We start from the raw sequence: 24,386 nt of genomic DNA, 5'->3' as shown, positions 1-24,386 counted from the left end.
TCAGATCACCAGCACCGGTTGGCCACGCAGAGCGGCAGGCCTCCCGGCGGCGGCGGTTGGGGGTCGTTCGGCATGGGGGTGGTCGTCGTACCGGTCGTGCCGGCGCCGTTGTTGAACCAGGCCTTCACCCCGCCCAGAGTGTCGTGGACGAGGTAGTCGGCCCGGCGGTCACCGTTGATCTCGGCCAGGCCGATGTTCGCGCGGGCCACGCCGACGCCGGAGGCGATCTCGCCGACCGCGAGCCAGGCCGAGCCGGAGCCGCCCCGGTTGTTGGTCCACGCGCGGATCTGGCCGTAGTCGCCGAGGACCAGGTAGTCATCACGGCGGTCGCCGTTGACGTCGGCGAAGGTCACCGTGGGACCGCTCGCGCCGACGCCGGAGGCGATCTCGCCCTGGCCGGCCCACGAGACGGCGTCGCCGGTGCCGGCGTTGCGCCACATCGAGACCTGGCCCTGGTCGCCGACCACGAGATAGTCGTCGCGGCCGTCGCCGTTCACGTCCGCGAACCGCACCTGGTGGCGGGGGGCCGCCCCGGCGGCGATCTCGCCGATGTACCTCCAGCCGCCACCCTGACCGGCGCGGTTGTTGAGCCAGGCCTTGACCTGGCCCTGGTCGCCGACCAGGAGGTAGTCGTCGCGGCCGTCGCCGTTCACGTCGGCGAACCGCACCTGCGCCCGGCTCGCGCCGGAAACCGAGGCGATCTTGCCGGCGTAGTTCCAGCCCGCGGGAGCGGGGCCCGTCTGGGGCGGCGGCGGGCCGGCCGGCGCCGGGGTGCACGGCCGGTCGTCGCCGGGGAGCGCGGGCATGATCAGGCCCTCGCCCATCGCGGCGTCGATCGCGTTGTGGTAGGCGTTGGCCATCTTGCGGTAGCCGGAGTTGTTGGGGTGCAGCGAGTCGTTCAGGTCGGCCGCGGTGAAACCGAGAGCGCCGTTGCCGACCAGCCGTACGCGTCTGCCCTCGGCGCGGAGGTTGTCGACGATGGCCGGCAGCCTGGCGTTGTACGTCGCGATCAGCGCGTTGTCCCTCTCGTCCTTCGCCGGCACGAGGCTGGAGACAAGGACCGTGGTGAGCGGCGAGATGTCGGTGATCCTGCGGACCAGCCCGCCGAGACGGATGTGGGCCGTGTCGGGATCGTCGTCGTTCGCCAGGTCGTTGGTCCCGATGTGCAACACGACGACGTTGGGCCGGTAGCGGCTGATCGTGCACTCGGCCGCCGGCTGGTCGATCTGGTTGATCCGCCAGCGGGGGTGCCCCTCGTGGTCGGTGTCAGGGATGTTGCCGTGCCCGGAGTCCACGGAGCCGACGAAGTCGAGGGAGCTCGTGTCGTCCTGCAACAGGTCCCACAGGCGGCCTCGATAGCCGACGCCGCCGGGGGTCCCGCCGACGCCGTGGGTGATGGAGTCACCGAGCGGCATCACCCGCAGGGCCCGGGTTTGCGAGCCACGTTCGCCGGCGGCGAGTTCGATCTCCTCCACGTATTGAGGGACGTTCTCCTCCACGATCGCGGCCGCGGCTTCCATGGACGCGCCGACGCTGCCCCCCCACCACCAGGTTTTCACCTGGCCGCCGAAATCACGCACGCGCCGGGCCAGGTTCGTGAACGTGCTCCCGTGGTCGAGGTTCAAGCGGGGCCCGAAGTAGCCGTCCCACAGGGCCGCGCTCGCGCCGAGGACAAAGGACCAGATCAGGAGATTCCACCAGGCGTTCGGATCCGCGCTCGGGGCGACGGCCTGGACGATCGCGCCCCTGGCGAAATTCGCGAAGAAGGTCGCCAGCCCCGAACATGCCGCGTTGGCGAGGGGGGCCAGCGGGCCTGACTCTGGAAGGAAGAACAAAGAGCAGGCGATTCGGATGGTGAGATAGATCCCCACGGTGGCGAGGCCGATCAGAAAGGCCGCCCACGGGGACACTCCGGGGGGCGGCGCAGGGGTCGGCTCGGGGGGCGGCTCGTCGGTCTCCGCTGTGATCGTCAGGGTGGAACCTCTCATGGCGATGGTTCCGTCGAAGTCCACCCAGTTGTCCATGAACCCAACCGGAATGGACCCCTTGTTACGCATCAGTTCCTCTTTGAAGGAGTCACTGAGCAGTTCGTTGGCACCGTTCATGTCGGCGACCCAGTCGTGGATCTGGGTACGCTCGAAACCTTCGGGGAGCGCGAAGTTGACCGTGATCGTGATCGTGGTCGCGGCCCTCGCGGTGGGCTGGAAGCCCACCTGGAGCAGCAGTGAAAGGGCCACCAGCAGAGCCGTCAGGACCCTGCCCCTTCTTCTTGGTCGGGTGAACATCCTGCCGCGGGATGCGGGCACGGTCCCTCCACCTGTTCATCCGCCGGCGGCTCGCCGAGCGGGTGGGTTGATCGAAGATGCTTGCCGGGATGCCGGGGCAGTCAGGGTCCGCCTCTGGCGCAGGTCGTGTGAGGCTCCGCTTCCCGTCACGTTGGTCGCGGACGCGGGGCGAGGTGAAGCGCGTCGACGACCGCGGCCCCGCCGGCGGCCCGTCCCCGGCGAGGCCGGACGAGGCGAGAACTCGGTGACACGCTTACCCGTCGTGGTTCCACCGCTGGTGCAGGCCACCGTTCCACGCCTGCGCGTAAGCGTCGCCGGCGCCGGCGTGGGCCTGGGCGGGAGCGGGCAGCGTCAGCCCCAGGGCCGGCGTCAGGGCGGCGCTCATCGCGGCCTCAGTCGTCGAGGAGCCGCCAGGTGGTGAGGGCGACCCCGGCCCGTATCAGGCCGGCGGGCTCGGTGAGTTCGACGCCCAGGGTCCTTCCGATCTGTTCGAGGCGGCGGGAGACGCTGCTGTGGTGCAGGTGGAGGAGGTCGGCGGCCCGGCGCAGGGAACCGGTGGCGCAGTAGGCGTCCAGGGTGTCCAGATCCTCCGGGTTGCCGGCCATCCGGGCGATCGCCATCACGTCGGCGTTGTCCCGCGCGGCGTCCCGGGGCACCTGCGCGAGCAACGCCAGCACGCCCAGGTCGTCGTGGTGGACGACCGGCCGGCGGGCGGTGGTGAAGCGGAGGGCGGTGCGGGCCTCCCGCCAGGATCGGTCGGGACTCTCGGCGGCGCCGATGCCCGCGCGCACGCCCGCCGGGAACCGGGCCGGGTCCATGGTGGTGGCCAGGATGACGCCCACGTCGGCGACCGGGGCCGCCTTCACCGGGCGGGTCGGGCAGATCAGGCCGCCGACCTGGTCGAGCGGGCGCCGCGACCGTACGGCGATGACGCGGATCGGCAGGTCGGCGGCGAACCCCAGTAGTCGCAGGGCCCGGGCCCTGGCCGCCTCGTCGCCGCCGGAACTGATCACCAGTTCGACGAGCGCGGGGTCGGCCATGGTCGTGCGGGCCGGGCCGTACCTCTCGACGACCGCCGTGGCAGCGATGGCGAGCCGGTCCAGCAGCAGCTCGTCGAGCGGGCCGGGCGGGCCGGGGCGTTCCAGCCACACCGTGCCGACCTCCTCCCCGTCGAGGGTGATCGGCGTCGTGGTCGACGCGGGCGGCGCCGGGGCGGACGTCTCCCCGCCGCCGGGCGACATGCGGATCACCCGCCCCGTACCGTGCAGCCGGACCCCGGCCACGCACTCGGCCAGGCCCGCCGAGGCCCGCGCGAGCGCCGGGAGATCCACCCGTCGGCGCATCAGCGTGTCGTAGAACATCACGACGCGGAGCGCGCCCCCGGCCTCCGCGTCCAGCTGCGAGAGCCGTGCGGCCAATGCCTCCATGCCCGAAGGATATGCGGCGATCGTCGCGCGACAAGGGTGGAATGCCCGACGAGTGGCGGATGATCCCCGGGACTCCGGCTGTGAGGATCGTGGCCATGGATCCCGAACTTGAAGCATTCATCCCGCTGTTCCCCCGGGCGGACCTGACCGACCCGGTGATCGAGCGCAAGAACTTCGCCGAGCTGGCCACCGCGGTACCGGTACCCGCCGTCGCGGACATGGAGGTCGAGGACCGTACGGTGCCCGCCGACCCGGACGTGGCGGTGCGGATCTACCGCCCGCACCGGGCGCGGGGCGCCGTCGTCTGGTTGCACGGCGGCGGATTCGTCATGGGCGACGTGGACACCGAGCACCCCTGGGCCACCCGGCTCGCGGACACCTCCGGCGTGGTGGTGATCTCGGTGGGCTACCGCCTCGCCCCCGAGCATCCGTTCCCGGCCGCCCTGGACGACGCCTACGCCGTGCTGACCTGGGCGGCCGAGCACGCGGCCGAGCTCGGCGTCGACCCCGGGCGGATCGCGGTCGGAGGTCACAGCGCCGGCGCGGGGATCGCGGCCGCGACGGCGTTGCGGGCGCGTGACCTGCAGGGGCCGCGGATCCGCTTCCAGCTGCTCAACCAGCCCAGCCTCGACGACCGGCAGGAGACCTGGTCGGCACGGCACTTCACCGACACGCCCTGGATGAACCGCGACAAGATCACCGCGGCTTGGCGGCACTACCTGGGCGCGGCGCCCGCCTCGCCGTACGCCGCCCCGGCGCGCTCCACCGACCTGTCCGGCCTGCCACCCGCCTACATCGCCACCGCGGAGCTCTGCCCGAACCGCGACGAGGACATCAGCTACGCGCTGCGCCTGCTGGAGGCGGGCGTGTCGGTCGAGCTGCACCAGTGGCCAGGCACCTTCCACGGCTCGCAGGCGATCCTGTCCGCCGAGGTGTCGCAGCGGCAGATCGCCGAGCTCGCCGCGGCCCTGCGCCGCGCCCTGGCCGACTGAGGCCGACGCGGACGGCCCCCTGCCCGATCACCACGAGAACAACGAGAACAACGAGGACGGGAGAGCGATGAACGCCACCGGCGTCACCGACGTCACCGAGGCGAGGGCACGGCCCGCACCGGAGGCGGGACACAGCGTGGCAGGGCTGCTGCGGCCCTACCGGCGGGGTCTCGCCGCCGTCGCCGTCCTGCAGATCATCGGTGCCGTCGCGGGGCTGGCGCCGCTGCTGGCGGTCGTCGAACTGGGCCGCACCCTGCTGTCGCCCGGCCCGGTCGATCACGGTCATGTCCGGACCGTCGTGATCGCCGGTGCGGCCGGCCTGTTCCTTAAGCTGCTCCTCACCGCCGCGTCGTCCGGGATCGGGCATGTTCTCGACGACCGGGTGCAGCTGTCGCTGCGCCGGCGACTGGCCGCGCGGCTGGGGCGCGTGCCGATCGGCTGGTTCTCCCGGCGCCGGACCGGCGAGCTGGCGAAGGTCGTGGGGCAGGACGTGAGCGCCGTGCACCCGCTCATCGCCCACGCCCCCGGCGAGCTCGTCTCCGCGTTCGTGGTGCCGCTGGTGTCGCTGGTCTACCTGTTCACGATCGACTGGCGGCTCACGCTGATCACGATGATCCCGGTGGCGCTGGCGGTGGCGCTCGTCCCGCTGATGATGACCCCGGCCCGCCTGCGCGAGCAGGAGGCGCGCGACGAGGCGATGGGACGGATCTCGAACACGGCCGTCGAGTTCGTGCAGGGGATCTCGGTCGTCAAGGCGTTCGGCGGGGGCGAGCGCGCCCACCGCGAGTTCCTCACGGCCACGGACGACTTCGCCGGCGTCTTCTCCCGCTGGGTGCTCGGCATCTCCGGGATCGCCGCGGGGATGCAGCTGGCGCTGTCGCCGCCGTTCGTGCTGCTGGTCGTGCTGACCGGCGGCACGGCCCTGATCACGACCGGCTCCATGGTCGCGGCGGACCTGCTCCCCTTCCTGCTGCTGGGACTGGGGCTGACCGCCCCGGTGGCGGCTCTCGGCCACGGCTTCGACGACCTGCAGACAGCCCGGCGCGCGCTGGGCCGGATCCGGGACGTGCTCGCCGTACGGCCGCTGCCGGAGCCCGCGCACCCGGTCGCGCCGCGGGGACACCGGGTGGAGCTGCGTGACGTCCGGTTCGGTTACGAGGCCGGTCACGAGGTGCTGCGCGGGGTCGACCTGGTGCTCGAACCGGGGACGGTCACCGCGATCGTGGGGCCGTCGGGAAGCGGGAAGTCCACGCTGGTCCGGCTGCTGCCGCGCTTCTTCGACCCGACCCACGGCTCGGTCCTGCTGGGCGGCGTGGATCTCCGCGAGCTCGGCGGCGAAAAGCTCCACCGGATGGTCTCCTTCGTCTTCCAGGACGTCCGCCTGCTGCGCGCGTCGGTCGCGGACAACATCGCGCTCGCGGTGCCGCGCGCCGGCCCCGGCGACGTGGTCCGCGCCGCCCGGCTGGCGAACGTCCACGATCGGATCCTGGAGCTGCCGCGCGGATACGAGTCGGTGATCGGTGAGGACGTCACGCTGTCGGGCGGGGAGGCGCAGCGGATCTCGATCGCCCGCGCGCTGCTCGCCGACGCGCCCGTCCTGGTGCTCGACGAGGCGACCGCCTTCGCCGACCCGCGGACCGAACGGGCGGTGCGCGACGCCCTGGCGACGCCGGCGGGCGACCGGACGATCCTGGTCATCGCCCACCGCCTGGAGACGGTCGCCGACGCCGACACCGTCGTGGTGCTGGAGGACGGGGTGATCGTCGAACGTGGCGAGCCCGCCGAGCTGCTGGCACGGGACGGAAGGTTCGCCGCGTTCTGGCGGGCCCACCGGTCGGCGATCGCCGACGAGGTCGAGACCCCTGCCGGCGCACCCCGAGGAGGCGAGCTCCGATGATCCGGATGCTGCTGCGGTTGCTGGGACACGAGTACGCCCGGCCGATGCGCCGCACCGTGGCCCTGATGACCGTGACCGCGATGGCCGAGGGTCTGTCCTACGCCCTCATGGTCCCGGTGCTGCGGGCGCTGTTCGGGGGCGCGCCCGCGGACGCCCGGCCCTGGCTGATCGCGTTCGGGGCCGCGGTCGCGGGCTACGCGGTGCTGCGCCACCGCAGCGACCTGTCCGGTTTCCACGTCGGGACCGCGCTGCTGCGTGGCGTGTACCGCCGCTTCGGCGACCACCTGGCCCGGCTGCCCCTCGGCTGGTTCACCGCCCGCCGCGTCGGGGAGGTGTCGGTCCTGGCCGGGGAGGGCGTCCTGCGGGCGATGGGCGTGGCGGCGCACCTGCTGGCACCGTTCGTCTCCGCCTGCGTGACCCCGCTGACGATCGTGGTCGTGATGCTCGCCTTCGACCGGCCCATGGGACTGGCCGCGCTGGCCGCCGTACCGGTCGTGGCGGCGGTCCAGGTCTGGACGGGACGCTCGACGGCCGCCGGTGACGCGGAGCGCGCCGAACGCGGCGACGAGGCCACCGGGAGGGTCATCGAGTACCTCCAGGCCCAGCCGGTGCTGCGCGCCGGCGGCCGGACCGCCGAACACTTCCGCTCGCTCGACGACGCGCTGTCCGGGCTCCAGCGCGCGTCCCGCCGTTCCACGCTGGCGGCGCTGCCCGGCGTGCTGGGCCTGACGCTCACGGTGCAGGCGGTGTTCACCGCGCTGCTCACCCTGGGCGCCTACCTCGCGCTCGGCGGGATCGTCGGCACGGCGGAGGTGCTGGCGATCCTGGTGCTCGCCGCCCGCTGCGCCGATCCGCTGCTGTCACTGTCGGACATCGGCGGCAAGCTGCGCGGCGCGCGTTTCGAGCTGGCCAGACTCGACGCGGTGTTGAGCACCGAGCCGCTGCCGCAGGCCCGCGAACCGGTCGAGCCGGTACGCCACGACCTGGAGTTCGAGTCCGTCACCTTCCGGCAGGGTGGCCGCACGGTGATCGACGACCTGTCCCTGTCCGTGCCCGCGGGGCAGCGGCTCGCCGTCGTCGGCCCCTCGGGGGCGGGGAAGACCACGTTGCTGCAACTGCTCGCCCGGTTCCACGACGTGGACGAGGGCGTGGTGCGCGTGGGGGGCGTGGACGTGCGCGCCATCCGTACCGAGGTGCTGATGTCGCGGATCGCCATCGTCTTCCAGGACGTCTACCTCTTCGACGGCACGATCGAGGACAACGTGCGCCTGGGCCGTCCCGACGCCGACGAGGCCGAGGTACGGGCGGCGGCGACCGCGGCGCGGCTGGACGAGGTGATCGAGCGGTTGCCCGGCGGATGGGCGGCGAACGTCGGCGAGGGCGGCGCGCTGCTGTCGGGCGGTGAGCGCCAGCGGGTCTCGATCGCGCGGGCGCTGCTGAAGGACGCGCCCGTCGTGCTGCTGGACGAGGTGACCTCCGCCCTGGACCCGGTGAACGAGGCGGCCGTCCACGAGGGGATCGAGCGCCTGATGGCGGGCCGGACGGTGGTGACGGTGGCGCACCGGATGCGGACCGTCCGGCGCGCCGACCGCGTCGTCTTCCTGGACGGCGGCCGGATCGTGGAGGAGGGCGGCCACGACGACCTGCTGCGCCGAGGTGGCCGCTACGCCGATTTCTGGGAGATCTCCACGACATCGGCCGGCACTCGCCGACGCCCCCTCAAGGAGTGATCACAGGGGTCGGAGGCGGGTGTGTTCCGCCAGGACCACGTCGATGACCTGGGTGTCGCCGGGCGGAGCGCCCGCGGTGTCCCACCAGCGGATGGCGCCGATCTCCTGGTTGGGGGTGAAGGCGTGGTGGAGGGCGGGGACGTGGGCGGTGTGGATCGCGGCGTATTCCTCACGTGGCGGGCCGACGAGCCGGAAGCGCGCGTATCCGGCGAGGGTGAGGGTGGGAAGGAGCAGGCCGCTCTCCTCGTGGAGTTCTCGTACGGCGGCCTGGAGAGGTGTCTCGCCGGGATCGATCCTGCCGCCGGGGAGTTCCCACTCCCCGCGGAAGCGGTCGAAGACCAGCAGCAGGTGCCGGCCGCACCAGACCGCGACCAGAGCCGCGGGCATCGGCGCGTCGTCCGGCACGTCGGCGACGTGTGCGGCCGGCAGGAACGCCATCAGCGCGTTCCCCTTCGTGTCTTGGGCAAGGACTTGTTCCATACGTTCATGGTGAGCGCTCACGTTCGAGCCGGCCCGCGACCGACACGGCCGGGCACCCGCTGACGGCACCTTTTCGAGTTCCGTCCGGCGGATTATCCGCGTCGAAGTCCTCGCCCTTCTTTACCGCGCCCACTCGACTGCCCTGGAATGGCGGTCCCCTGGAACCTTATAGATTCCCAGGATTCCAGCCGGAGAGTGACCATTGTTCAGGTTCCGTATGTCGGCAGATCCTCAAGGAGACCGCGTGAAACAGACGGGCTCGACCTCCGGCGGCGTTTTTCCGACCGCTTGTCCCGCGAGGCCCGCGGGGAGAATCGCACGACGTCTCGCGGCGTTGACCGTAGGCGTACTGGTCCTGTCGTCAGGGGTGACGGGCACGGCGGACGCGGCGACCAGCCATGTGTGGGTCCGTCACGCGGCGGGTAACGCGGCGGGGGAGGTCTGGTTCAACTCCGGCCCGCACAATCTGGACCGCGGATACAACTCCTTCACCATCAAGGACGTCATGTGCGGCGACGGCTGGGGGATCAAGGTCCGCTACCGGGTCAACGGTTCCAGCCGCTGGAACTGGACCGGCGGCGTCGCCTGCGACGGCGGGGGGCCGCGCGAACGGAACGTCACCATCCCCGGCCGATCCGGGTACGTCAAGATGACCTGGTACGGCTGCAAGTACGCGCTGGACGGATCGTACCAACCCGAATGCAACGGCCCGGTGAACGACCAGGTAGGCCGCTCGGACAACCAGTGCGGCAGCCGCTGGATGTCGCGGGCGAACGGATATTTCTACAACGACAACTGGGCGGTTTCCATTCGTCCCACCACCGCGGCCCGTGTGGCCGGGGCGGCGTTCACCGGAAGCATGTGGAACGCGCTGCGGGCATGCGTCAAGGTCCCCAACGATTTGACGTCCGCCAAACGGGATTCCCTGTACAAACAATTGTGGTGTCACGTCGCCTATGCGAAGAACGCGAAAATCGGCGGGGGGCCGACCTGGGATCTCGAGGCTTCCAGGCCCAACGTCTCCTGGGCGAAAGCCGCCAACGTAGTGTCACATCGCTGCAACTGGTGACGCGCGCCCCGGCCGGGACCGTCACGCGGAACCGGAACCGGAACCGGAACCGGAACCGGGGGCGGGGGCGGGGGCGGGGGCGGTCGTGGTCTCCAGCCAGGCGAGCGCGGCCTCGACCGTCCCCACGGAGACCACCCCCTCGGGCGGGGGCGGGCGGCGCACGATCACGACCGGCAGCCCGAGCTCACGGGCGGCCAGCAGCTTGGCGGTGGTCATCTCACCGCCGCTGTCCTTGGTGACCAGCACCTCCACCCGGTACTCGCGCATCAGGGCCCGCTCGCCCTCCACCGTGAACGGCCCCCGGCTGAGCAGCACCTCCAGGCGCCGCGGGACGACCGGCCCCGGCATGTCCACCGAGCGGGCCAGGAACCACTGGCCGTCGAGTCCGGCGAAGACCGGCAGGCTGCGGCGTCCCGTGGTGAGGAACACCCGTTCCCCCAGCGAGGGCAGCAGCCCGGCGGCGGCCTCCAGGGAGGGCACCCAGCGCCAGTCGTCGCCGGGAGCCTCCTGCCAGCCCGGCCGCCGCAGGATCAGCAGCGGCAGGCCGGTCCGGCCCGCCGCCTCCACCGCGGAGGCGGTCATCCTGGCCGCGAACGGGTGCGTGGCGTCCACGACGACGTGGACGTCGTGCTCCGCCAGCCACGCCGCGAGCCCGTCGGGACCGCCGAAACCGCCCTCGCGCACCTCCCCCACCGGCAGCTTCGGGTCGCGTACCCGGCCCGCCAGCGAGGACACCACGCGCGTCCCCGCGCGGCCGTCGAGCGCGGCGGCCAGCCGCCTGGCCTCGTCGGTGCCGCCCAGTATCAGCACGTTCAGCGTGTCCGGCACGCCGTCACCTCGGAACACGGGGTCAGTCACGGCAGCGGGCGGCCGAGTACAGGTGGCTGTCGGGGAACTCCGAGGCGGTCAGCACCCGGCCGACGACGATCACCGCGGTGCGGAGGATCCCCGCCTCGCGGACCTGCCCGGCGATGTCGGCCAGCGTGCCGCGCAGGATCACCTCGTCGTCGCGGCTGGCCCTGGCCACCACGGCCACCGGGCAGTCGGCGCCGTAGTTGGGGACGAGCTCGGCCGCCACGGCCTCGACGCGCTGCACCGCCAGGTGCAGGACCATCGTGGCCCGGCTGCGGCCGAGCGTGCCGAGGTCCTCGCCCTCGGGCATGGGGGTGGCGCGCACCGAGGTGCGGGTCAGCACGACCGTCTGCCCCACCCCCGGCACGGTCAGCTCGCGCCGCAGCGACGCCGCGGCGGCGGCGAAGGCGGGCACGCCCGGGATCACCTCGTACGGCACCCCCTCGGCGTCCAGCCTCCGCATCTGCTCGGCCATCGCGCTGAACACCGACGGGTCGCCGGAGTGCAGCCTGGCCACGTCGTGCCCGGCCTCGTGAGCGGCGACCATCTCCGCGACGATCTCCTCCAGGGCCATCCTGGCGGTGTCGACCAGCCGCGCCCCCGGCGGGCACGACTCCAGCAGCTCGGCCGGGACCAGCGACCCGGCGTACAGGCACACCGGCGCGGACGCGATCGCCCGCTGGCCCCGCACGGTGATGAGATCCGCGGCGCCCGGACCGGCGCCGACGAAACGTACCGTCATAGCTCCCCCTCCGGAGCGGGCGGCTTGACCGCGGTCCAGATCGTGACGGGCATCATGGGCCGCCAGCCGGTGAACCCGCCGACCGGGGCCGCCCTGCTGACCGCGAGCCTGACCATGCCGCCGCCGAGCCTGCCGTGCCAGAGCGCCAGGACCGCCTCGGACTCGACGGTCACCGCGTTGGCCACCAGCCTGCCGCCCGGCCGCAGCGCCTCCCAGCACGCCTCCACCATCCCGGGAACGGTCACCCCGCCGCCGATGAAGACGGCGTCGGGCCGCTCCTCCAGCCCGGCGAGCGCGGCGGGCGCGGCACCGGTCACCACGTCGAGACCGGGGACGCCCAGCGCCGCGGCGTTGCGGGCGACCCCGGCCGCCCTCTCCCGGTGGGACTCCACCGCGACGGCCCGGTTGTCCGGGTGCGCGCGCATCCACTCGATGCCGATGCTGCCCGCCCCCGCGCCGACGTCCCACAGCAGTTCGCCGGGTACCGGCGCCAGCCGGGACAGGGTGACCGCGCGCACCTCGCTCTTGGTGAGCTGGCCGTCGTGCTCGAACGCCTCGTCGGGCAGGCCGGGCAGGCGGGGCAGCGGTACGGTCCCGGCGTCGGCGCGGCACTCCACGGCGACGACGTTGAGGTCGTGGGTCACGGCCGGGGACCAGGTCGCGGCCGTACCGGAGACCACGCGCTCCCCGGCGCCGCCCAGCCGTTCCAGGACCGTCACCGAGCTCGCGCCGTAGCCCCGGGCCGCGAGCAACCCGGCGACCCGGGCCGGGGTACGGCCGTCGGAGCTGAGGACCAGGACGCGGCGACCGTCGTGGACGACCGGGTGCAGCGTCTCGAGAGGGCGTGCCACGAGGCTGACCACCTCGACCCGGTCGGCGGCCCACCCGAGCCTGGCGCAGGCCAGGGAGACCGACGACGGGTGCGGCAGGACCCGGACCCGGTCCGCGCCGAGCAGCCGCACGAGGGTCGTGCCGATGCCGTGGAACATGGGGTCGCCGCTGGCCAGCACGCACACCCTGCGCCCCCGATGTGAGGCGATCAGCGCGGGCAGGGCCGGGAGGAGCGGCGAGGGCCAGACGACACGCTCGACACCCGGCCCGACACCGGACCCGACGCCCGGTCCGACACCGTGCTCGACGCCGTGTTCAACACCGGACCCGCCCCCGATTTCGACACCGTGCTCGACGCCGTGCCCGGCACTGTGTTCGACGCCGTGCCCGGCACCGGGTTCGGCACCGGTTTCCGGGATGAGCCCCAGTTGCCGGGCGCCGCCCATCAGGACCTCGGCGGCGCGCAGCTCGCGCCGCGCCGCCTCGGAGAGACCGGCCCAGCCGTCGTCCCCGACGCCGACGACGGTGACGACCGCGTCGAGGACGTCGGCATCGGGAACGACGGCGGTGACGGGGCCGAGGGTGGTGAGGGTGGCGAGGTCAGGGTCGACGAGGTCAGACACTGCCCAGCACCCGGGTGATGCGGATCTCAACCACGACGCGGGCGGGATTCTCCCTGGGCGCGCGGTAGCGCTCGGTGTAGCGGCGCTCGGCGTCGGCGACCGACTCGGGGTCCGTACGGATCACCGCGCGCCCCTCCAGGGTCGACCAGCGCCTCCCGTCCACCTGGCAGACCGCGACGGCCGCGCCCTCGTCCCCCGCCGCGAGCACGTGGCGGACCTTGTGCGACCCACCCGAGGTGATCACCCTGGCGATCCCCGCGTCGGCGTCCAGCGTCACCCCCACCGGGATGACGTGCGGTGTGCCGTCGGCGCGCACGGTGCTCATCGTGCACAGGTGACGCTCCCGCCAGAAGGCGCGGAGCTCCTCCCCGAGTTCCTTCAACAGCCGATCCTTCCCCGATACCGTTCTACCGGGCGACATGGTAGCCCCGGACCGCGTCCACCGCCCGACCCGGCACCGCTCACGCCGGCGCGCTCTCCCCCGCTCCGCCCCGCCCGCCGGACCGGCCCGAAGCCGGTCGGCGCCGCCCCGGTCGGAGCGGCGCCGTCGACCGGTCCCTCGGGCCGGTGCCGGTCGGCTCCGGTCATCACCCTCGGGCCGGGCGCCGGTCAGTCCTCCGAGGCGGGCCGGTCGCGCTCCTCCTCGTAGGCCCGCAGGACCTCCTCACGCCGCTCCGCCGGGAGCCGGTCGATGTAGAGGCGGCCGTCGAGGTGGTCCGTCTCGTGCTGCAGGCACCGGGCCAGCAGCCCGGTTCCCTCGACCGTCAGGGGCACCCCGGTGACGTCGACACCGTGCACGACCGCCCGGTCGGGCCTGGCGAGCGACGCCCGCTGCCCAGGCACCGACAGACAGCCCTCGTCGTAGTCCGCCAGGGTGCGCGAGGCGGCCTCGGGCAGCACCAGGACCGGGTTGACCACGACGCCCTTGCGGTACTCCTCGGTGTCGTCCGGGCAGTCGTAGACGAACACGCGCAGGGGGACCCCGATCTGGTTGGCCGCGAGCCCCACGCCGTCGGCGGCGTACATGCTGGCGAACATGTCGTGCACCAGCGTGGCCAGGTTCTCGTCGAAACGGGTGACCGGCTCGCAGGGCCGGTGCAGCACCGGGTCGCCGACGTGACGGATGGGCGCGGGACGGCCCTCTCCACTCGCCTCCATCGCTCAGCCCCCCGGGGTGAGGACGGCGTCGGGCGCGACCCTCACGGCGACATGCCGATCGTCCGGAGCCCGGAGCCGTTCCTTGACGTCTTCACCTTCACCGAGTTCTCCCACCGGGACCTCCACCCTGCCGACAATGCCTACGAGCCCATCGAACATCACGTACGCCTGATCGCTTCCCCTGCCCCCGGGAAAACCGCCGGGCTCGCGAAACCGGGGACGCACCCGGGCCGGAGCTCCAATCGATTACTCATCGTTGACTATTGATTACTCTGCGTGTTACCACTTGACCCGGCATTCCGGTGGCGACCTGAGGGGATCGATGTCGTTTCTCGACCGGTACGAATCGGCGGAGGAGGGCGGGCGGGCCGCCCTGGTCGTCTCCTGGATCCGCGACGAGTGGCGAGAGTTCTTCGCCGAGCTGCGGGAGCGGCGGCCGATCATGCACACGCCGCTGCTCACCCTGGTGACCCGCTTCCCCGACGTCGTCGAGGTGCTGTCGCGCGAGCGCGTCTTCACCGTCCGGCTCTACGCCCCGCGCGTGGACCCTTTCCTGGGCGGCGGCTTCATGCTGTCGCAGGACGACACGCCGCTGCACTGGGCGGAGCGGGGTCTCATGCAGAGCGTGCTGCCCGTCCAGGACGTGCCCCGGGTCCGTCGCATGGCCGCCGGCTTCACCGACGAGGCCCTGGACCGCGCCCGGCCCCGCGGGCGGATCGAGGCGGTCGCGGAGCTGGCCCGCCACGTCCAGCTACGCCTCTGCCGCGAGTACTTCGGGCTGGCGGGCATCGGGCTCGACGAGCTGTCCACGTGGTCGCGGGCGGCTCAGAGCGACATCTTCAAGAACCTGCACGGCGACCCCGCGGTCCACGCCGCCTCGCTGGACGCCGGCGCCCGGTTGCGCGACCGCCTCCACGACGTGATCGACGACCGGCGGGCCCACCTCGACCGCGGCGGGGCCGTCCCCGACGACGTGCTGACCCGCCTGCTGCGCGGCCGGCCGCCGGAGGAGGTCGCCTTCGGCGACCGGCGCGTGCTCGCCAACCTGGCCGGCCTGCTCGTCGGGTCGGTGGAGAACACCGCGCAGGCCGTGGCCGGGGCGACCAGGGAGCTCCTGTCGCGAGACGGCCTGCGGAGGGCGGCCGTCGCCGCGGCGGCGGAGGCGGATCCGGCGCCCTTCGACGCCCATGTCTGGGAGGCCCTGCGGTTCGCCCCGCCCAACCGGACGATCTTCCGCCTGTGCGAGAGCGACCACGTGCTCGCCGCGGGCACCCCGCGCGCGACGCTCATCCCGGCGGGCACGCTGGTCTTCGCCTGCGTCGCCTCGGCGATGTTCGACGCGGACGCCGTACCCGAGCCCGACGCCTTCCGCGCCGACCGGCCCTCCCACACGGGCCTGCACTTCGGCCACGGCCCGCACCTCTGCCTGGGACGGCACCTGGGCGCCGCGATCGTCCCCGAGGTGGTGCGGCGCGTCCTGCTGCGCCCCGGGGTGCGCCCGCTCCCCCGGACCGAGACCGGGATCCGCTTCGGCGACACCCCCTCCCCCGCTCCCCCGCTCCCCCGGCCGGCGCACCCCAGGCAGGCGGCATCCTGGTAGGCATGAGTTATCGCATATGCGTGGTGTGCATGGGGAACATCTGCCGCTCCCCCATGGCCGAGGTCGTGCTGAGGAAGACCCTCGACGACCACGGTCTCGGTGACCTCGTCACGGTCGACAGCGCGGGCACCGGCGGCTGGCACCAGGGCGGCCCGATGGACGCGCGGGCCGCCCAGACGCTCTCCGACCACGGCTACGACGGTTCGGAGCACCGGGCCCGGCAGTTCCTGAGCGACTGGTACGACCGGGTCGACCTGGTGCTCGCCATGGACGCCCACAACCTCGGCGCCCTGCGACGCCTGGCACCCGAGGGCGCGGACGTGCGCCTGTTCCGCTCCTTCGACCCCGCCGCCCCCGAGGGCGCCGAGGTGCCCGACCCCTACTACGGCGAGCGCGAGGGCTTCGCCGAGGTGCTGGAGATGGTCGAGGCCGCCTCCAAGGGCCTGGCCGAGCACCTGGCGACCACCCTCAAGTAGATCTCCTCCGCCTTCGGCGCCTTCATGGCCGTTGAGGGTCTTTTCGCGACGGGATCTCACCCGCGCCACCGCCTTTACAAAGTAGATCAAAGACCGGCCTCCCCCGGCCGGCCGTTTCGCGAGGTGGCCGCCGCCCGCTCCCGATCGGGGACCTGCCCCTGACGATCGGTGGTCGCCCCTGCCCCTCGCGCGGGAGGGTCGGCCCCGGGGATGACATCCCACGGGAGGAGGCGGGGACGCGAACCCGGCGGATACGGTCTCATCGTGGACCTCACCGTGGACGACTCGCTCTTCCCGCGGCACTGGAGCCGCGCCCGGCTCGTCCGCCTCGACGCCCTGGGGGCGGCGGGGTACGCGCTCACGCTGCTGCTGTTCGGCGCCGGGCGCCTGGACCCGGCGGTGCCCGGGTGGGCGGAGCTGCTGATCCTGGCCGGGGCCACCCTGCCGCTCGCGGTGCGGCGGCTGTGGCCGCTCACCGTCTTCTGCGCCGTCCTCGCGGCGTCGCTGGTGTCCCTCGTCCTCCTCGGCACGGTGCACGACAGGTTCGCGGCGGCGGCCTTCGCGCTCTACCTGGTGGCCCTCACCCGGCCCCGCCCCCGGCGGGAGCCCACGATCGCGATCGGCGCCTGCGGCGCGGTGGCCGTCCTGACGCTGTCGGCGACGGGCACCCCCGCCCCGGCGCCCGGAGTCGCCGGGCCGCTGCTGGTGGGGGTGGCGTTCATGGGCGGCGCCTGGGTCGCGGGTCGCGCCGTGCGCGAGCGGCGGGCGTACACGGCGCGGGCGGCCGAGGAGCTCGCGGGCCGGGCGGTGGCCGAGGAGCGGCTGCGGATCGCCCGCGAGCTGCACGACGTGGTGGCGCACAGCATGAGCCTGATCGCGGTCAAGGCGGGCATCGCCAACCACGTCGCCGCCGTACGGCCCGAGGAGGCCACGGACGCGCTGCGCGTCATCGAGACCACCAGCAGGAGCGCCCTGGCCGAGATGCGCCAGCTGCTGGGAGTCCTCCGCTCCGACCTCGACGCGCCGCCCGCCCTCGCCCCCTCCCCCGGTCTCGCGGGTCTCACCGGCCTCGCGGAGCGGGCGTCGACGGCCGGGGTACGCGTCGAGCTGGACGTCCGGGCGACCGGCCTGCCCGAGGGGGTGGAGCTGTCGGTCCACCGGATCGTCCAGGAGGCGCTGACCAACGTCGTCAGGCACGCCGCCCCCGCCCGGTGCCGGGTCTCGATCCAGGCGGGCGGGGGCGAGGTCCGGGTCGAGGTCGCCGACGACGGTCCCGGCGGGCGGACGCCGCCCGGCGGGCCGGGGCACGGGCTGATCGGGATGCGCGAGCGGGTGGCCATGTACGGCGGGAGCTTCACGGCCGGGCGCCGGCCGGAGGGCGGGTTCAGGGTCTCGGCCCGCATCCCGTACGGGGAGGCACGCATGCCGGACGAGGGGACGCGCACACCGCACCGGGAGACACGCGTGCCGGGCGGGGAGGCGCTGTGATCCGGGTGCTCGTGGCCGACGACCAGGCGCTGTTGCGCGGGAGCTTCCGGGTGCTGGTGGACACCGCGCCCGACCTGGTGACGGTCGGCGAGGCCGGGACGGGCACCGAGGCGGTGCGGCTGGCGCGCGACGGGTCGCCGGACGTCGTGCTCATGGACGTGCGGATGCCGGAGATGGACGGCATCGAGGCGACCCGCCGCATCTGCGGCCCGGCGGGCGTTTTGGGGGTGCGGGTGCTCATGCTCACCACGTTCGACCTGGACGAGTACGTCTACGCGGCGCTGCGGGCCGGGGCCAGCGGCTTCCTGCTCAAGGACACCCCGCCGGGCGACCTGCTGGCCGCGATCCGGGTGGTCGCCTCCGGTGAGGCGCTGCTCGCGCCGACGGTGACGCGCCGGCTCATCGCCGAGTTCTCCCGGCGCCCCGAACCGGCCCGCCCGGTGGCCCGCGGGCTCGACGGGATCACCGGGCGGGAGCTCGACGTGCTGGAGCTCATCGCCAGGGGACTGTCCAACACGGAGATCGCCGACCGCCTGACCCTGAGCCTGGCGACCGTGAAGACGCACGTGGGCCGCCTGCTCGGCAAGCTCGGCGCGCGTGACCGGGCCCAGCTCGTCATCGTCGCCTACGAGACGGGCCTGGTCACGGCGGCGCGCCCGCCCCGCTAGGCCGTACGGCCGAACGCGAACCAGGGCACGAACCACGAAGCGGGACCGGTCAGCGGGCCTCGCCGGTTCCGGTCGCGCGTTCCAGCACCTCCAGGACGGTCCCGGCGAGCAGCGTGAGCTTGTAGTGGTCACGGGCCGCCGGAGCGCACCGGGCGGTGGCCAGCCCGGCCGCCCGGTCCAGGGGTTCGCCCGCCAGGAGCGCCTCCTCGACCTCGGGCAGGCGGACGGGGACGCGGGCCACGCCCCCCACGGCCACCCTGGCGAAGGTGATCCTCCCGTCGTCGGCGACCAGCCGCGCCGCCGCCTCCACCAGCGGCCACTCGGCCTCCGACCTGCCGATCGCCCGGTGGTAGGCGGCCCGCTCCCCCGGCACGGGCGGCGGCAGGACGACCGAGAGGAGGATCTCCCCCGGCGACAGCAGGTGGTCGCGGGACGGGTCCGAGCCGTCTCCGTACAGGTCGGCGATCGGGAACGCGTCCCTGCCGTGCGCCTCGACGGAGGCGTCGCAGGCGAGCAGGGCCACCGCCAGCGACGACGGGTGCGGCGCGACGCACGGGCCGCTGTCGAGGATCGCGGCGTTCGGGGCGAGCCCGGCGCGGGCCGGGCAGTGGTCGCCGCCGTTCTGGTGGCAGGAGAAGGCCGGGTTGCGGAAGTACGCGCAGCGGTTGCGCTGCAGCAGGTTGCCGCCGACGGTGGCCACCTCGCGGATCTGGGGGGTGGCCAGACCCGCCGCCGTCAGCGTCAGGCAGGGGTGGGCATCGGCCAGGCGCGTGTCGCGGGCCACCCGGGCGACCGTGGTCAGCGCGCCGATCCGGGCGGAGCCGTCCGCTTGCCAGGTGACGCCGGACAGGCCGGGCAGGCCGCGCAGGTCCACGTGCGGTCCCGCCGCGCGGCGGCCCATCAGGTCGGTGCCTCCGGCGCGGAACTCGCCGCCGCGCCGCACGGCCTCGCCGAGGTCGGTGAGTACGGTCATCGAACGCCTTCCAGTGTGGGATTCCAGGGGCGGTGCTCCGGGGAGAAGGCCGTCGGGCGCCCCTTCGCGCGGCCCTGAGCCAGAGGCGAGGCCAGGTCCGAGGCCAGGTCCGGAGCCAGGGACGGATCCGGCTTCAGCCGCCGCCGTCGCGAAAAGACGATCATCGGCCGATCCCCTCAAGGAGCCGGTCGGGGCGGATGGGCAGGTCGTGGGGGCGCCAGCCGGTGGCGTTGTGGACGGCGTTGCCCACCGAGGCGGCCACGCCGACCGTGGAGATCTCGCCGACCCCGACGCCGTTGCCGTTGACGTGGTCCCATCCCTCCTCGTGGAAGTGGACGGTGATCTCGGGGGTGTCGCCGATGCCGGGGACGCGGTAGTCGTCGAGGTTGGCGGTCAGCACGGTTCCCGTCACCGGGTCGACCAGGCGCTCCTCGTACAGGGCGTAGCCGATGCCCTGCACGACGCCGCCCTCGCACTGGCTGCGCGCCAGCCGCTCGGCGTAGATGTGGCCCACCGCGATCCCGGCCCACACCCGCAGCGGCCTGATCGCGCCCAGGCGGGTGTCGACCTCGACCTCGGTGACGTGGACGGAGCCGCTGAACCCGCGGCCGATCGCGATGCCGCCCATCGGGAACGGGGTGACGTAGCCGCGCCGGTCGCGGCGGCGCCCGCCGACGGCCTTGGCGCCGTCGGTCACGCCCAGCTTCCGCAGGCGCCGCGCGGCGTCGCGCGCGGCGGGGGCCACCGAGGCCGTGGTGCGGCTGCCGATCGAGGGCGGCCCGTGCACGGTGCCCGTCCTGCCGATCTCGACGCGGACGCGCTCGGCGGGCAGCCCCAGCTCCTCGCGTACGACGTCGGCGATGACGGTGCGGATGCCGGTCCCGATGTCCTGGGTCGTGGTGCGGGCCACGACCACGTCGCCCTCGACGCGCAGCTCCACCTCCGTGCCGGGGTCGAGCATGTAGGGCCAGTTGGCGGCGGCCACCCCGACGCCCCGGCGGAAGCGGCCCGTCTGGGAACCGGTGCGCGGCCTGGTCGTCCACCCGGGCAGGGCCGCGGCCAGGTCGTAGAGGGCGTGCCGTTTGCGGTTGCCGTCCCAGCGGCGGCGCAGCGCGATCGGGTCCTCGCCCCGGCGGTGGGCGGCCTCGTCCACCGCCTGCTCCAGCGCCCAGAGCATGGGCGGCGCCCCCGGCCCGCGGAACGGGGTGCCGGGCGGCTCGTTGGTGACCACGTCGTAGTCGCGGAGCCGCCGGGGCGCGGTGCCGTACATGAGGCGGGCCATCACCGCGACGGCCGACCCGATGGCCACGCCGCCGCGCCCGTGGACGTCCATGGTGAGGGCGGCGAGGTCGCCCCGGTCGTCGGTGAGCAGTTCGAGGGTGGTGCGGGTGCCGGGGCGGTTGCCCGCGTCGGTGAGCTCCTCGGCGCGGCTGAACACCACGCGCACCGGCGCGCCCCAGGCCCTCGCGAGCTCGACGGCGGCGATCGCCTCCGTGCCGATGCCGTTCTTGGCCCCGAAGCCGCCGCCGACGTGTTCGGTGACGACGTGGACCCGCTCGGCGGGCAGGTCCCACCGCTTGGCGGCCTGCTCGGCGGCGAGGCCCACGGTCTGGGTGGACAGGTTCAGGTGCAGGTCGCCGCCGGCGTCCCAGCGGGCGACGCAGGCGTGCGGCTCCAGCGGGGTGTGGACCTGGACGGCGGTGGTGAACGTGCCGGTCACCAGGCGGGGACCGGCGTCGCGCCTGGCGGCCTCGATCCGCTTGACGGCGGTGCGCCCGCGCCAGCTCGCCCTGGTGAAGGGGCCACGCACGTTGCCGTCCCAGCCGCCGGGCAGCTCCATCCCCTCGCTGGAGCTGGGGACGTGCTTCCTGGCGGCCTCGTCGTAGACGGGCGGGGCGTCCGGCGCGTCGTCGAGCGCGGCGGGCATCGGGTCGTAACCGATCTCCGCGGCCTCCGCGATCGCCAGCGCCTCGCGGCGGGTGGGGGCGGCGACGGCGGCGACGGGCTGGCCCGCGTAGCGGACGGTACGGTCGGGCGGCAGCAGGTCGACCACGTGGACGGCGTCCACCGTGACCGAGGTGACGCGGGCGTGCGCCTTCACGGAACGGATGATCACCCCTTCCAGCTGGCCGTCGAGGCGCACGTCGGTGGTGTAGCGGGCGCGGCCGGTGACCTTGTCCATCGCCTCCACCCGGGCGGGTTCCCCCCCGGCGCCGTCGTGCTCTCCCCGGCAGGCGGCGGCGATCGCGGCGTAGATACCCTCGTACGCGCCGCACCTGCACAGGTGGCCCGCCAGGGCTGCGGCGATCCGCTCGCGCGGCGGCGCGACGTCGCCGTGCTCGGCGCGCCAGGCGTCGACGAAGGCGGCGCCCTCCACCGCGAACCCGGGCGTGCAGTAGCCGCACTGCAGGCCGTCGTGGACCGCGAGCGCCCGCTGGACGGGGTGGTCGAGGCCCTCGACGGTGGTGATCTCGCGATCCTCCAGCGCGGCGGACGGCAGCAGGCAGCTCGCCTGGGGCACCCCCTCCACCATGACCGTGCACGCGCCGCAGACGCCGGTACGGCAGGCGGCCTTGGTGCCGGTGAGGCCGAGTCCGTCGCGCAGGACGTCCACGGCGGCGTCGTCGGGGCCGGCGTCCACCGTGGCGGGCAGCCCGTTCACCGTGATCTTCATAGCTCTCCGGTTGACGTCGTCAACATCATGTTGACAGTGTCAACCAGGTACGTTGACGTTGTCAACTACGAATGCCCGGGAAGGAGGACCTACGTGGTGGACGACACCAGGACGCGCCTGGTCGACAGCGCGCTGAGACTGCTGCGCGAGGGGGGCCTCGACGCGGTGACGCTGCGCGCCGTCGGCGACCTGACCGGCCTTTCCCGTACGGCCCCCTACCGGCACTTCGACGACAAGACCGCGCTGCTGGCGGCGCTCGCCGTCCGGGTCATCGCCGACCTCAGCGCGCACGTCGCCGCGGCGATCCGGGAGGGGACGAACCCGCGCGACCGGCTGCGGGCCTTCTACCTGAGCTACGTCGAGTACGCCACGACGCACCGCGAGGAGTACCGGCTGGTGTTCGCCGCGGAGTTCCTCGCCGGGCACCACCCGGAGCTGGAGAGGGCGATCGACCAGGTGACGACCGCGCTCGGCATCCAGGGCCCCTGGGACGGGCCCGCGCCCAAGGCCCGGGTGATGGCCCTGCTCTCGACCGCCCACGGCCTCGCGGAGTTCGCGGTGGCCGGACAGTTCACGCACAAGGAGATCGGCTACGAGGACATCGTCGACGTCCTCGTGGCCCGCGACGGCGAGCCGTGACGGACGGACCTCCGGCCGCCGTCACTCAGCCGGAGGTGCCGGAGGCGGGCGGGGCGAGGACGGGAGCCCGGCCGTCCGGGGGCACGGGCAGGCCGCCGCGCTCGGCGGCCTTCGCCACGTTGCGCAGCATCGGCCCGAAGATCAGGCTGTGGAAGGGCGCGATCGACCACCAGTAGAGGTGCCCGGCCAGGCCGCGCGGGTGGAAGATCGCCCGCTGGCCGTAGACGGTCTCGCCCCGGTGGGTGAGCACCCGCATCTCCAGCCAGGCGAGGCCGGGCAGGCGCATCTCCGCGCGCAGCCGCAGCAGGCGCCCGGGTTCGACCTCCTCGACCCGCCAGAAGTCGACCGAGTCGCCCACCCAGAGCCGCTTGGGGTCGCGGCGCCCCCTGCGCAGGCCCACGCCGCCGACCATGCGGTCCATGAGGCCGCGCAGGCTCCAGGCCAGCGGCAGGGAGTACCAGCCCGCCTCGCCGCCGACGGCCTCGACGACCGCCCACAGGGCCTCCGGCGCGGCGTCGACCCGGCGGGCCCGCGCGTCGACGTACAGGCTGCCGCCCGCCCAGTCGGGGTCGGTGGGCAGCGGGTCGCTGGGCGCGCCGGGGGTGGAGGCCGAGGACCAGCGGGTGATGACCTTGGCCTCCCTGATGCGCTGGAGGGCGAGCTCGATCGCCCGCCTCAGCCCGACCAGGCCGCCGGGCGGGTCCTCGACGTAGCGGGCGATGTCGTGCTCGTCGCACACGGCCTCGTGGCGCAGCGACTCCACCAGCGGGCGGGCCAGGCCCGCCGGGACCGGGGTGACCAGCCCCACCCAGTGGCTCGACAGGCCGGGGCTGAGCACCGGGACCGGGATGATCAGCCGGCGGGACAGCCCGGCGACGTCGGCGTACACCCGCATCATGTCGGCGTAGGTGAGCACGTCCGGGCCGCCGATGTCGAAGGAGCGGTTCACCTCCTCCTCGACGGAGGCCCAGGCCACGAGGTAGCGCAGCACGTCGCGGATCGCGATGGGCTGCGTCCTGGTGCTGACCCAGCGCGGCGTCGTCATCACGGGCAGCCGCTCGGTGAGGTAGCGCAGCATCTCGAAGGAGGCGGAGCCGGATCCGATGATGACCGCCGCCCGCAGCACCACCGCGGGCGTCGAGGAGCTCAGGAAGATCTCCCCCACCTCGACACGGGAGCTCATGTGCGGCGAGAGCTCCCCGCCCGGCGCGGGCCCGCCGGAGGACTCACCCGGGACGGGGCCACCGGAGCGCTTCTCGCCCGGCACGGGCCCGCCGGAGTGCGAGTGCCCCTCGTCCGGGACGAGGCCGCCGAGGTAGACGACGCGGCGGACCCCCGCGCGATCGCACGCGGCGGCGAAGGTGGTGGCCGCCTCGCGGTCGGCGGCGGCGAAGTCGCTTCCGCCGCCCATGGTGTGGATGAGGTAGTAGACCACCTCGATGCCCTCAAGGGCTTTGGCCGCCTGCTCGGCGTCGGACGCGTCGGCCTGGGCGACCTCGACCTGGGAGACCCACGGCTGGTCGCGCAGGCGACCGGCCGACCTCACCATGCAGCGGACCTCATGCCCCGCGTCCAGCAGCTCGGGGACGAGCCGCCCTCCGATATATCCGGCCGCGCCGGTCACGAGACATCTCATTCACACATTTTCGTACGGCACCGCTCAGCGGTTGCGGCCGGGCGGCGTCACGCGCCCTCTTCGCGCGGCACGGCCCATCGGTCGTCGCGGCGCCCCGGGCCCACGACCCCGTGCTCGCCGGCTCCCCAGGCCCCGGGCCCCGGGTG

General features: G+C 73.8%; 21 protein-coding genes. 9 read left to right on the top strand and 12 right to left on the bottom strand.

The window, feature by feature from the left end:
- Positions 1 to 5 precede the first annotated feature (5 nt).
- From AC5L38_RS29865 to AC5L38_RS29855, 3 genes are all read right to left on the bottom strand, one after another.
- Positions 6 to 2,237: an FG-GAP-like repeat-containing protein gene (locus AC5L38_RS29865; RefSeq protein ID WP_495246163.1), complete on the bottom strand. Its 2,232-nt coding sequence runs from the start codon at positions 2,235 to 2,237 to the stop codon at positions 6 to 8.
- Between the two features lie 301 nt (positions 2,238 to 2,538).
- Positions 2,539 to 2,670, bottom strand: coding sequence for a hypothetical protein (locus AC5L38_RS29860; RefSeq protein WP_495246162.1), 132 nt, complete (start codon positions 2,668 to 2,670; stop codon positions 2,539 to 2,541).
- Between the two features lie 7 nt (positions 2,671 to 2,677).
- Positions 2,678 to 3,712, bottom strand: coding sequence for a PucR family transcriptional regulator (locus tag AC5L38_RS29855; RefSeq protein ID WP_495246161.1), 1,035 nt, complete (start codon positions 3,710 to 3,712; stop codon positions 2,678 to 2,680).
- 95 nt (positions 3,713 to 3,807) lie between these two features.
- Between AC5L38_RS29855 and AC5L38_RS29850 the strand changes: the two genes are divergently transcribed.
- The 3 genes from AC5L38_RS29850 (at position 3,808) to AC5L38_RS29840 (ending at position 8,331) form a co-directional block, all read left to right on the top strand.
- Positions 3,808 to 4,704, top strand: coding sequence for an alpha/beta hydrolase (locus AC5L38_RS29850; RefSeq protein WP_495246160.1), 897 nt, complete (start codon positions 3,808 to 3,810; stop codon positions 4,702 to 4,704).
- Positions 4,705 to 4,771: 67 nt separating this feature from the next.
- A complete protein-coding gene (locus AC5L38_RS29845) occupies positions 4,772 to 6,601 on the top strand; it encodes an ABC transporter ATP-binding protein (RefSeq protein ID WP_495246159.1) in 1,830 nt (609 codons plus the stop codon).
- Positions 6,598 to 8,331, top strand: coding sequence for an ABC transporter ATP-binding protein (locus tag AC5L38_RS29840; RefSeq protein WP_495246158.1), 1,734 nt, complete (start codon positions 6,598 to 6,600; stop codon positions 8,329 to 8,331). Before AC5L38_RS29845 ends, AC5L38_RS29840 begins: the two co-directional genes overlap by 4 nt.
- On the opposite strand, the gene AC5L38_RS29835 is transcribed toward AC5L38_RS29840, so the two are convergent.
- The gene (locus AC5L38_RS29835; protein ID WP_495246157.1) at positions 8,332 to 8,811 is read right to left on the bottom strand and encodes an NUDIX hydrolase; all 480 of its coding nucleotides are present in this window, start codon (positions 8,809 to 8,811) and stop codon (positions 8,332 to 8,334) included.
- A gap of 244 nt (positions 8,812 to 9,055) precedes the next feature.
- On the opposite strand from AC5L38_RS29835, the gene AC5L38_RS29830 reads away from it, so the two are divergent.
- Positions 9,056 to 9,880 (top strand): DUF2599 domain-containing protein, encoded by an 825-nt coding sequence (locus AC5L38_RS29830; protein ID WP_495246156.1) that lies wholly within the window; start codon positions 9,056 to 9,058, stop codon positions 9,878 to 9,880.
- A 21-nt stretch (positions 9,881 to 9,901) separates the two neighbouring features.
- Here AC5L38_RS29830 and AC5L38_RS29825 read toward each other — a convergent pair whose 3' ends face one another.
- From AC5L38_RS29825 to def, 5 genes are all read right to left on the bottom strand, one after another.
- Positions 9,902 to 10,708 (bottom strand): cobalt-precorrin-6A reductase, encoded by an 807-nt coding sequence (locus AC5L38_RS29825; protein ID WP_495246155.1) that lies wholly within the window; start codon positions 10,706 to 10,708, stop codon positions 9,902 to 9,904.
- A gap of 22 nt (positions 10,709 to 10,730) precedes the next feature.
- Positions 10,731 to 11,474: a precorrin-4 C(11)-methyltransferase gene (cobM, locus tag AC5L38_RS29820; RefSeq protein ID WP_495246154.1), complete on the bottom strand. Its 744-nt coding sequence runs from the start codon at positions 11,472 to 11,474 to the stop codon at positions 10,731 to 10,733.
- Positions 11,471 to 12,928: a precorrin-6y C5,15-methyltransferase (decarboxylating) subunit CbiE gene (cbiE, locus tag AC5L38_RS29815; protein ID WP_495246153.1), complete on the bottom strand. Its 1,458-nt coding sequence runs from the start codon at positions 12,926 to 12,928 to the stop codon at positions 11,471 to 11,473. The genes cobM and cbiE overlap by 4 nt, the downstream gene beginning before the upstream one ends.
- Positions 12,921 to 13,310, bottom strand: coding sequence for a pyridoxamine 5'-phosphate oxidase family protein (locus tag AC5L38_RS29810; RefSeq protein WP_495246152.1), 390 nt, complete (start codon positions 13,308 to 13,310; stop codon positions 12,921 to 12,923). The genes cbiE and AC5L38_RS29810 overlap by 8 nt, the downstream gene beginning before the upstream one ends.
- Positions 13,311 to 13,537: 227 nt before the next feature.
- The gene (gene def / locus AC5L38_RS29805; protein ID WP_495246151.1) at positions 13,538 to 14,086 is read right to left on the bottom strand and encodes a peptide deformylase; all 549 of its coding nucleotides are present in this window, start codon (positions 14,084 to 14,086) and stop codon (positions 13,538 to 13,540) included.
- Between the two features lie 322 nt (positions 14,087 to 14,408).
- On the opposite strand from def, the gene AC5L38_RS29800 reads away from it, so the two are divergent.
- The 4 genes from AC5L38_RS29800 (at position 14,409) to AC5L38_RS29785 (ending at position 18,318) form a co-directional block, all read left to right on the top strand.
- The gene (locus AC5L38_RS29800) at positions 14,409 to 15,686 is read left to right on the top strand and encodes a cytochrome P450 (protein ID WP_495246150.1); all 1,278 of its coding nucleotides are present in this window, start codon (positions 14,409 to 14,411) and stop codon (positions 15,684 to 15,686) included.
- Positions 15,687 to 15,688: 2 nt separating this feature from the next.
- Complete coding sequence (locus AC5L38_RS29795; protein ID WP_495246149.1) at positions 15,689 to 16,162, top strand: low molecular weight protein-tyrosine-phosphatase; 474 nt, start codon at positions 15,689 to 15,691, stop codon at positions 16,160 to 16,162.
- Between the two features lie 264 nt (positions 16,163 to 16,426).
- Positions 16,427 to 17,650: a sensor histidine kinase gene (locus AC5L38_RS29790; RefSeq protein ID WP_495246148.1), complete on the top strand. Its 1,224-nt coding sequence runs from the start codon at positions 16,427 to 16,429 to the stop codon at positions 17,648 to 17,650.
- On the top strand, positions 17,647 to 18,318 hold the full coding sequence (locus AC5L38_RS29785; RefSeq protein ID WP_495246147.1) for a response regulator: 672 nt from the start codon (positions 17,647 to 17,649) through the stop codon (positions 18,316 to 18,318). The genes AC5L38_RS29790 and AC5L38_RS29785 overlap by 4 nt, the downstream gene beginning before the upstream one ends.
- 49 nt (positions 18,319 to 18,367) lie before the next feature.
- On the opposite strand, the gene AC5L38_RS29780 is transcribed toward AC5L38_RS29785, so the two are convergent.
- Both AC5L38_RS29780 and AC5L38_RS29775 read right to left on the bottom strand, forming a co-directional pair.
- Entirely contained in the window at positions 18,368 to 19,291 is a 924-nt protein-coding gene (locus AC5L38_RS29780) for an FAD binding domain-containing protein (protein WP_495246146.1), read from the bottom strand.
- Between the two features lie 160 nt (positions 19,292 to 19,451).
- Positions 19,452 to 21,965 (bottom strand): molybdopterin-dependent oxidoreductase, encoded by a 2,514-nt coding sequence (locus AC5L38_RS29775; RefSeq protein ID WP_495246145.1) that lies wholly within the window; start codon positions 21,963 to 21,965, stop codon positions 19,452 to 19,454.
- Positions 21,966 to 22,058: 93 nt separating this feature from the next.
- Between AC5L38_RS29775 and AC5L38_RS29770 the strand changes: the two genes are divergently transcribed.
- Positions 22,059 to 22,604, top strand: a complete 546-nt coding sequence (locus AC5L38_RS29770; protein ID WP_495246144.1) for a TetR/AcrR family transcriptional regulator — start codon at positions 22,059 to 22,061, stop codon at positions 22,602 to 22,604.
- A 25-nt stretch (positions 22,605 to 22,629) separates the two neighbouring features.
- On the opposite strand, the gene AC5L38_RS29765 is transcribed toward AC5L38_RS29770, so the two are convergent.
- Positions 22,630 to 24,240, bottom strand: coding sequence for an SDR family oxidoreductase (locus tag AC5L38_RS29765; RefSeq protein WP_495246143.1), 1,611 nt, complete (start codon positions 24,238 to 24,240; stop codon positions 22,630 to 22,632).
- Positions 24,241 to 24,386: the final 146 nt, after the last annotated feature.

Source organism: Streptosporangium nanhuense (assembly GCF_059358815.1).
Note: the sequence above shows the minus strand (reverse complement) of the source record. Positions and strands in the feature narration are given on the sequence as shown.

Coding starts and splice junctions, on each gene's coding strand:
- AC5L38_RS29800 (WP_495246150.1), top strand. CDS start 14,409: ATGTCGTTTCTCGACCGGTACGAATCGGCGGAGGAGGGCGGGCGGGCC.
- AC5L38_RS29850 (WP_495246160.1), top strand. CDS start 3,808: ATGGATCCCGAACTTGAAGCATTCATCCCGCTGTTCCCCCGGGCGGAC.
- AC5L38_RS29795 (WP_495246149.1), top strand. CDS start 15,689: ATGAGTTATCGCATATGCGTGGTGTGCATGGGGAACATCTGCCGCTCC.
- def (WP_495246151.1), bottom strand. CDS start 14,086: ATGGAGGCGAGTGGAGAGGGCCGTCCCGCGCCCATCCGTCACGTCGGC.
- AC5L38_RS29855 (WP_495246161.1), bottom strand. CDS start 3,712: ATGGAGGCATTGGCCGCACGGCTCTCGCAGCTGGACGCGGAGGCCGGG.
- AC5L38_RS29845 (WP_495246159.1), top strand. CDS start 4,772: ATGAACGCCACCGGCGTCACCGACGTCACCGAGGCGAGGGCACGGCCC.
- AC5L38_RS29860 (WP_495246162.1), bottom strand. CDS start 2,670: ATGAGCGCCGCCCTGACGCCGGCCCTGGGGCTGACGCTGCCCGCTCCC.
- AC5L38_RS29835 (WP_495246157.1), bottom strand. CDS start 8,811: ATGGAACAAGTCCTTGCCCAAGACACGAAGGGGAACGCGCTGATGGCG.
- AC5L38_RS29840 (WP_495246158.1), top strand. CDS start 6,598: ATGATCCGGATGCTGCTGCGGTTGCTGGGACACGAGTACGCCCGGCCG.
- AC5L38_RS29775 (WP_495246145.1), bottom strand. CDS start 21,965: ATGAAGATCACGGTGAACGGGCTGCCCGCCACGGTGGACGCCGGCCCC.
- AC5L38_RS29780 (WP_495246146.1), bottom strand. CDS start 19,291: ATGACCGTACTCACCGACCTCGGCGAGGCCGTGCGGCGCGGCGGCGAG.
- AC5L38_RS29765 (WP_495246143.1), bottom strand. CDS start 24,240: ATGAGATGTCTCGTGACCGGCGCGGCCGGATATATCGGAGGGCGGCTC.
- cobM (WP_495246154.1), bottom strand. CDS start 11,474: ATGACGGTACGTTTCGTCGGCGCCGGTCCGGGCGCCGCGGATCTCATC.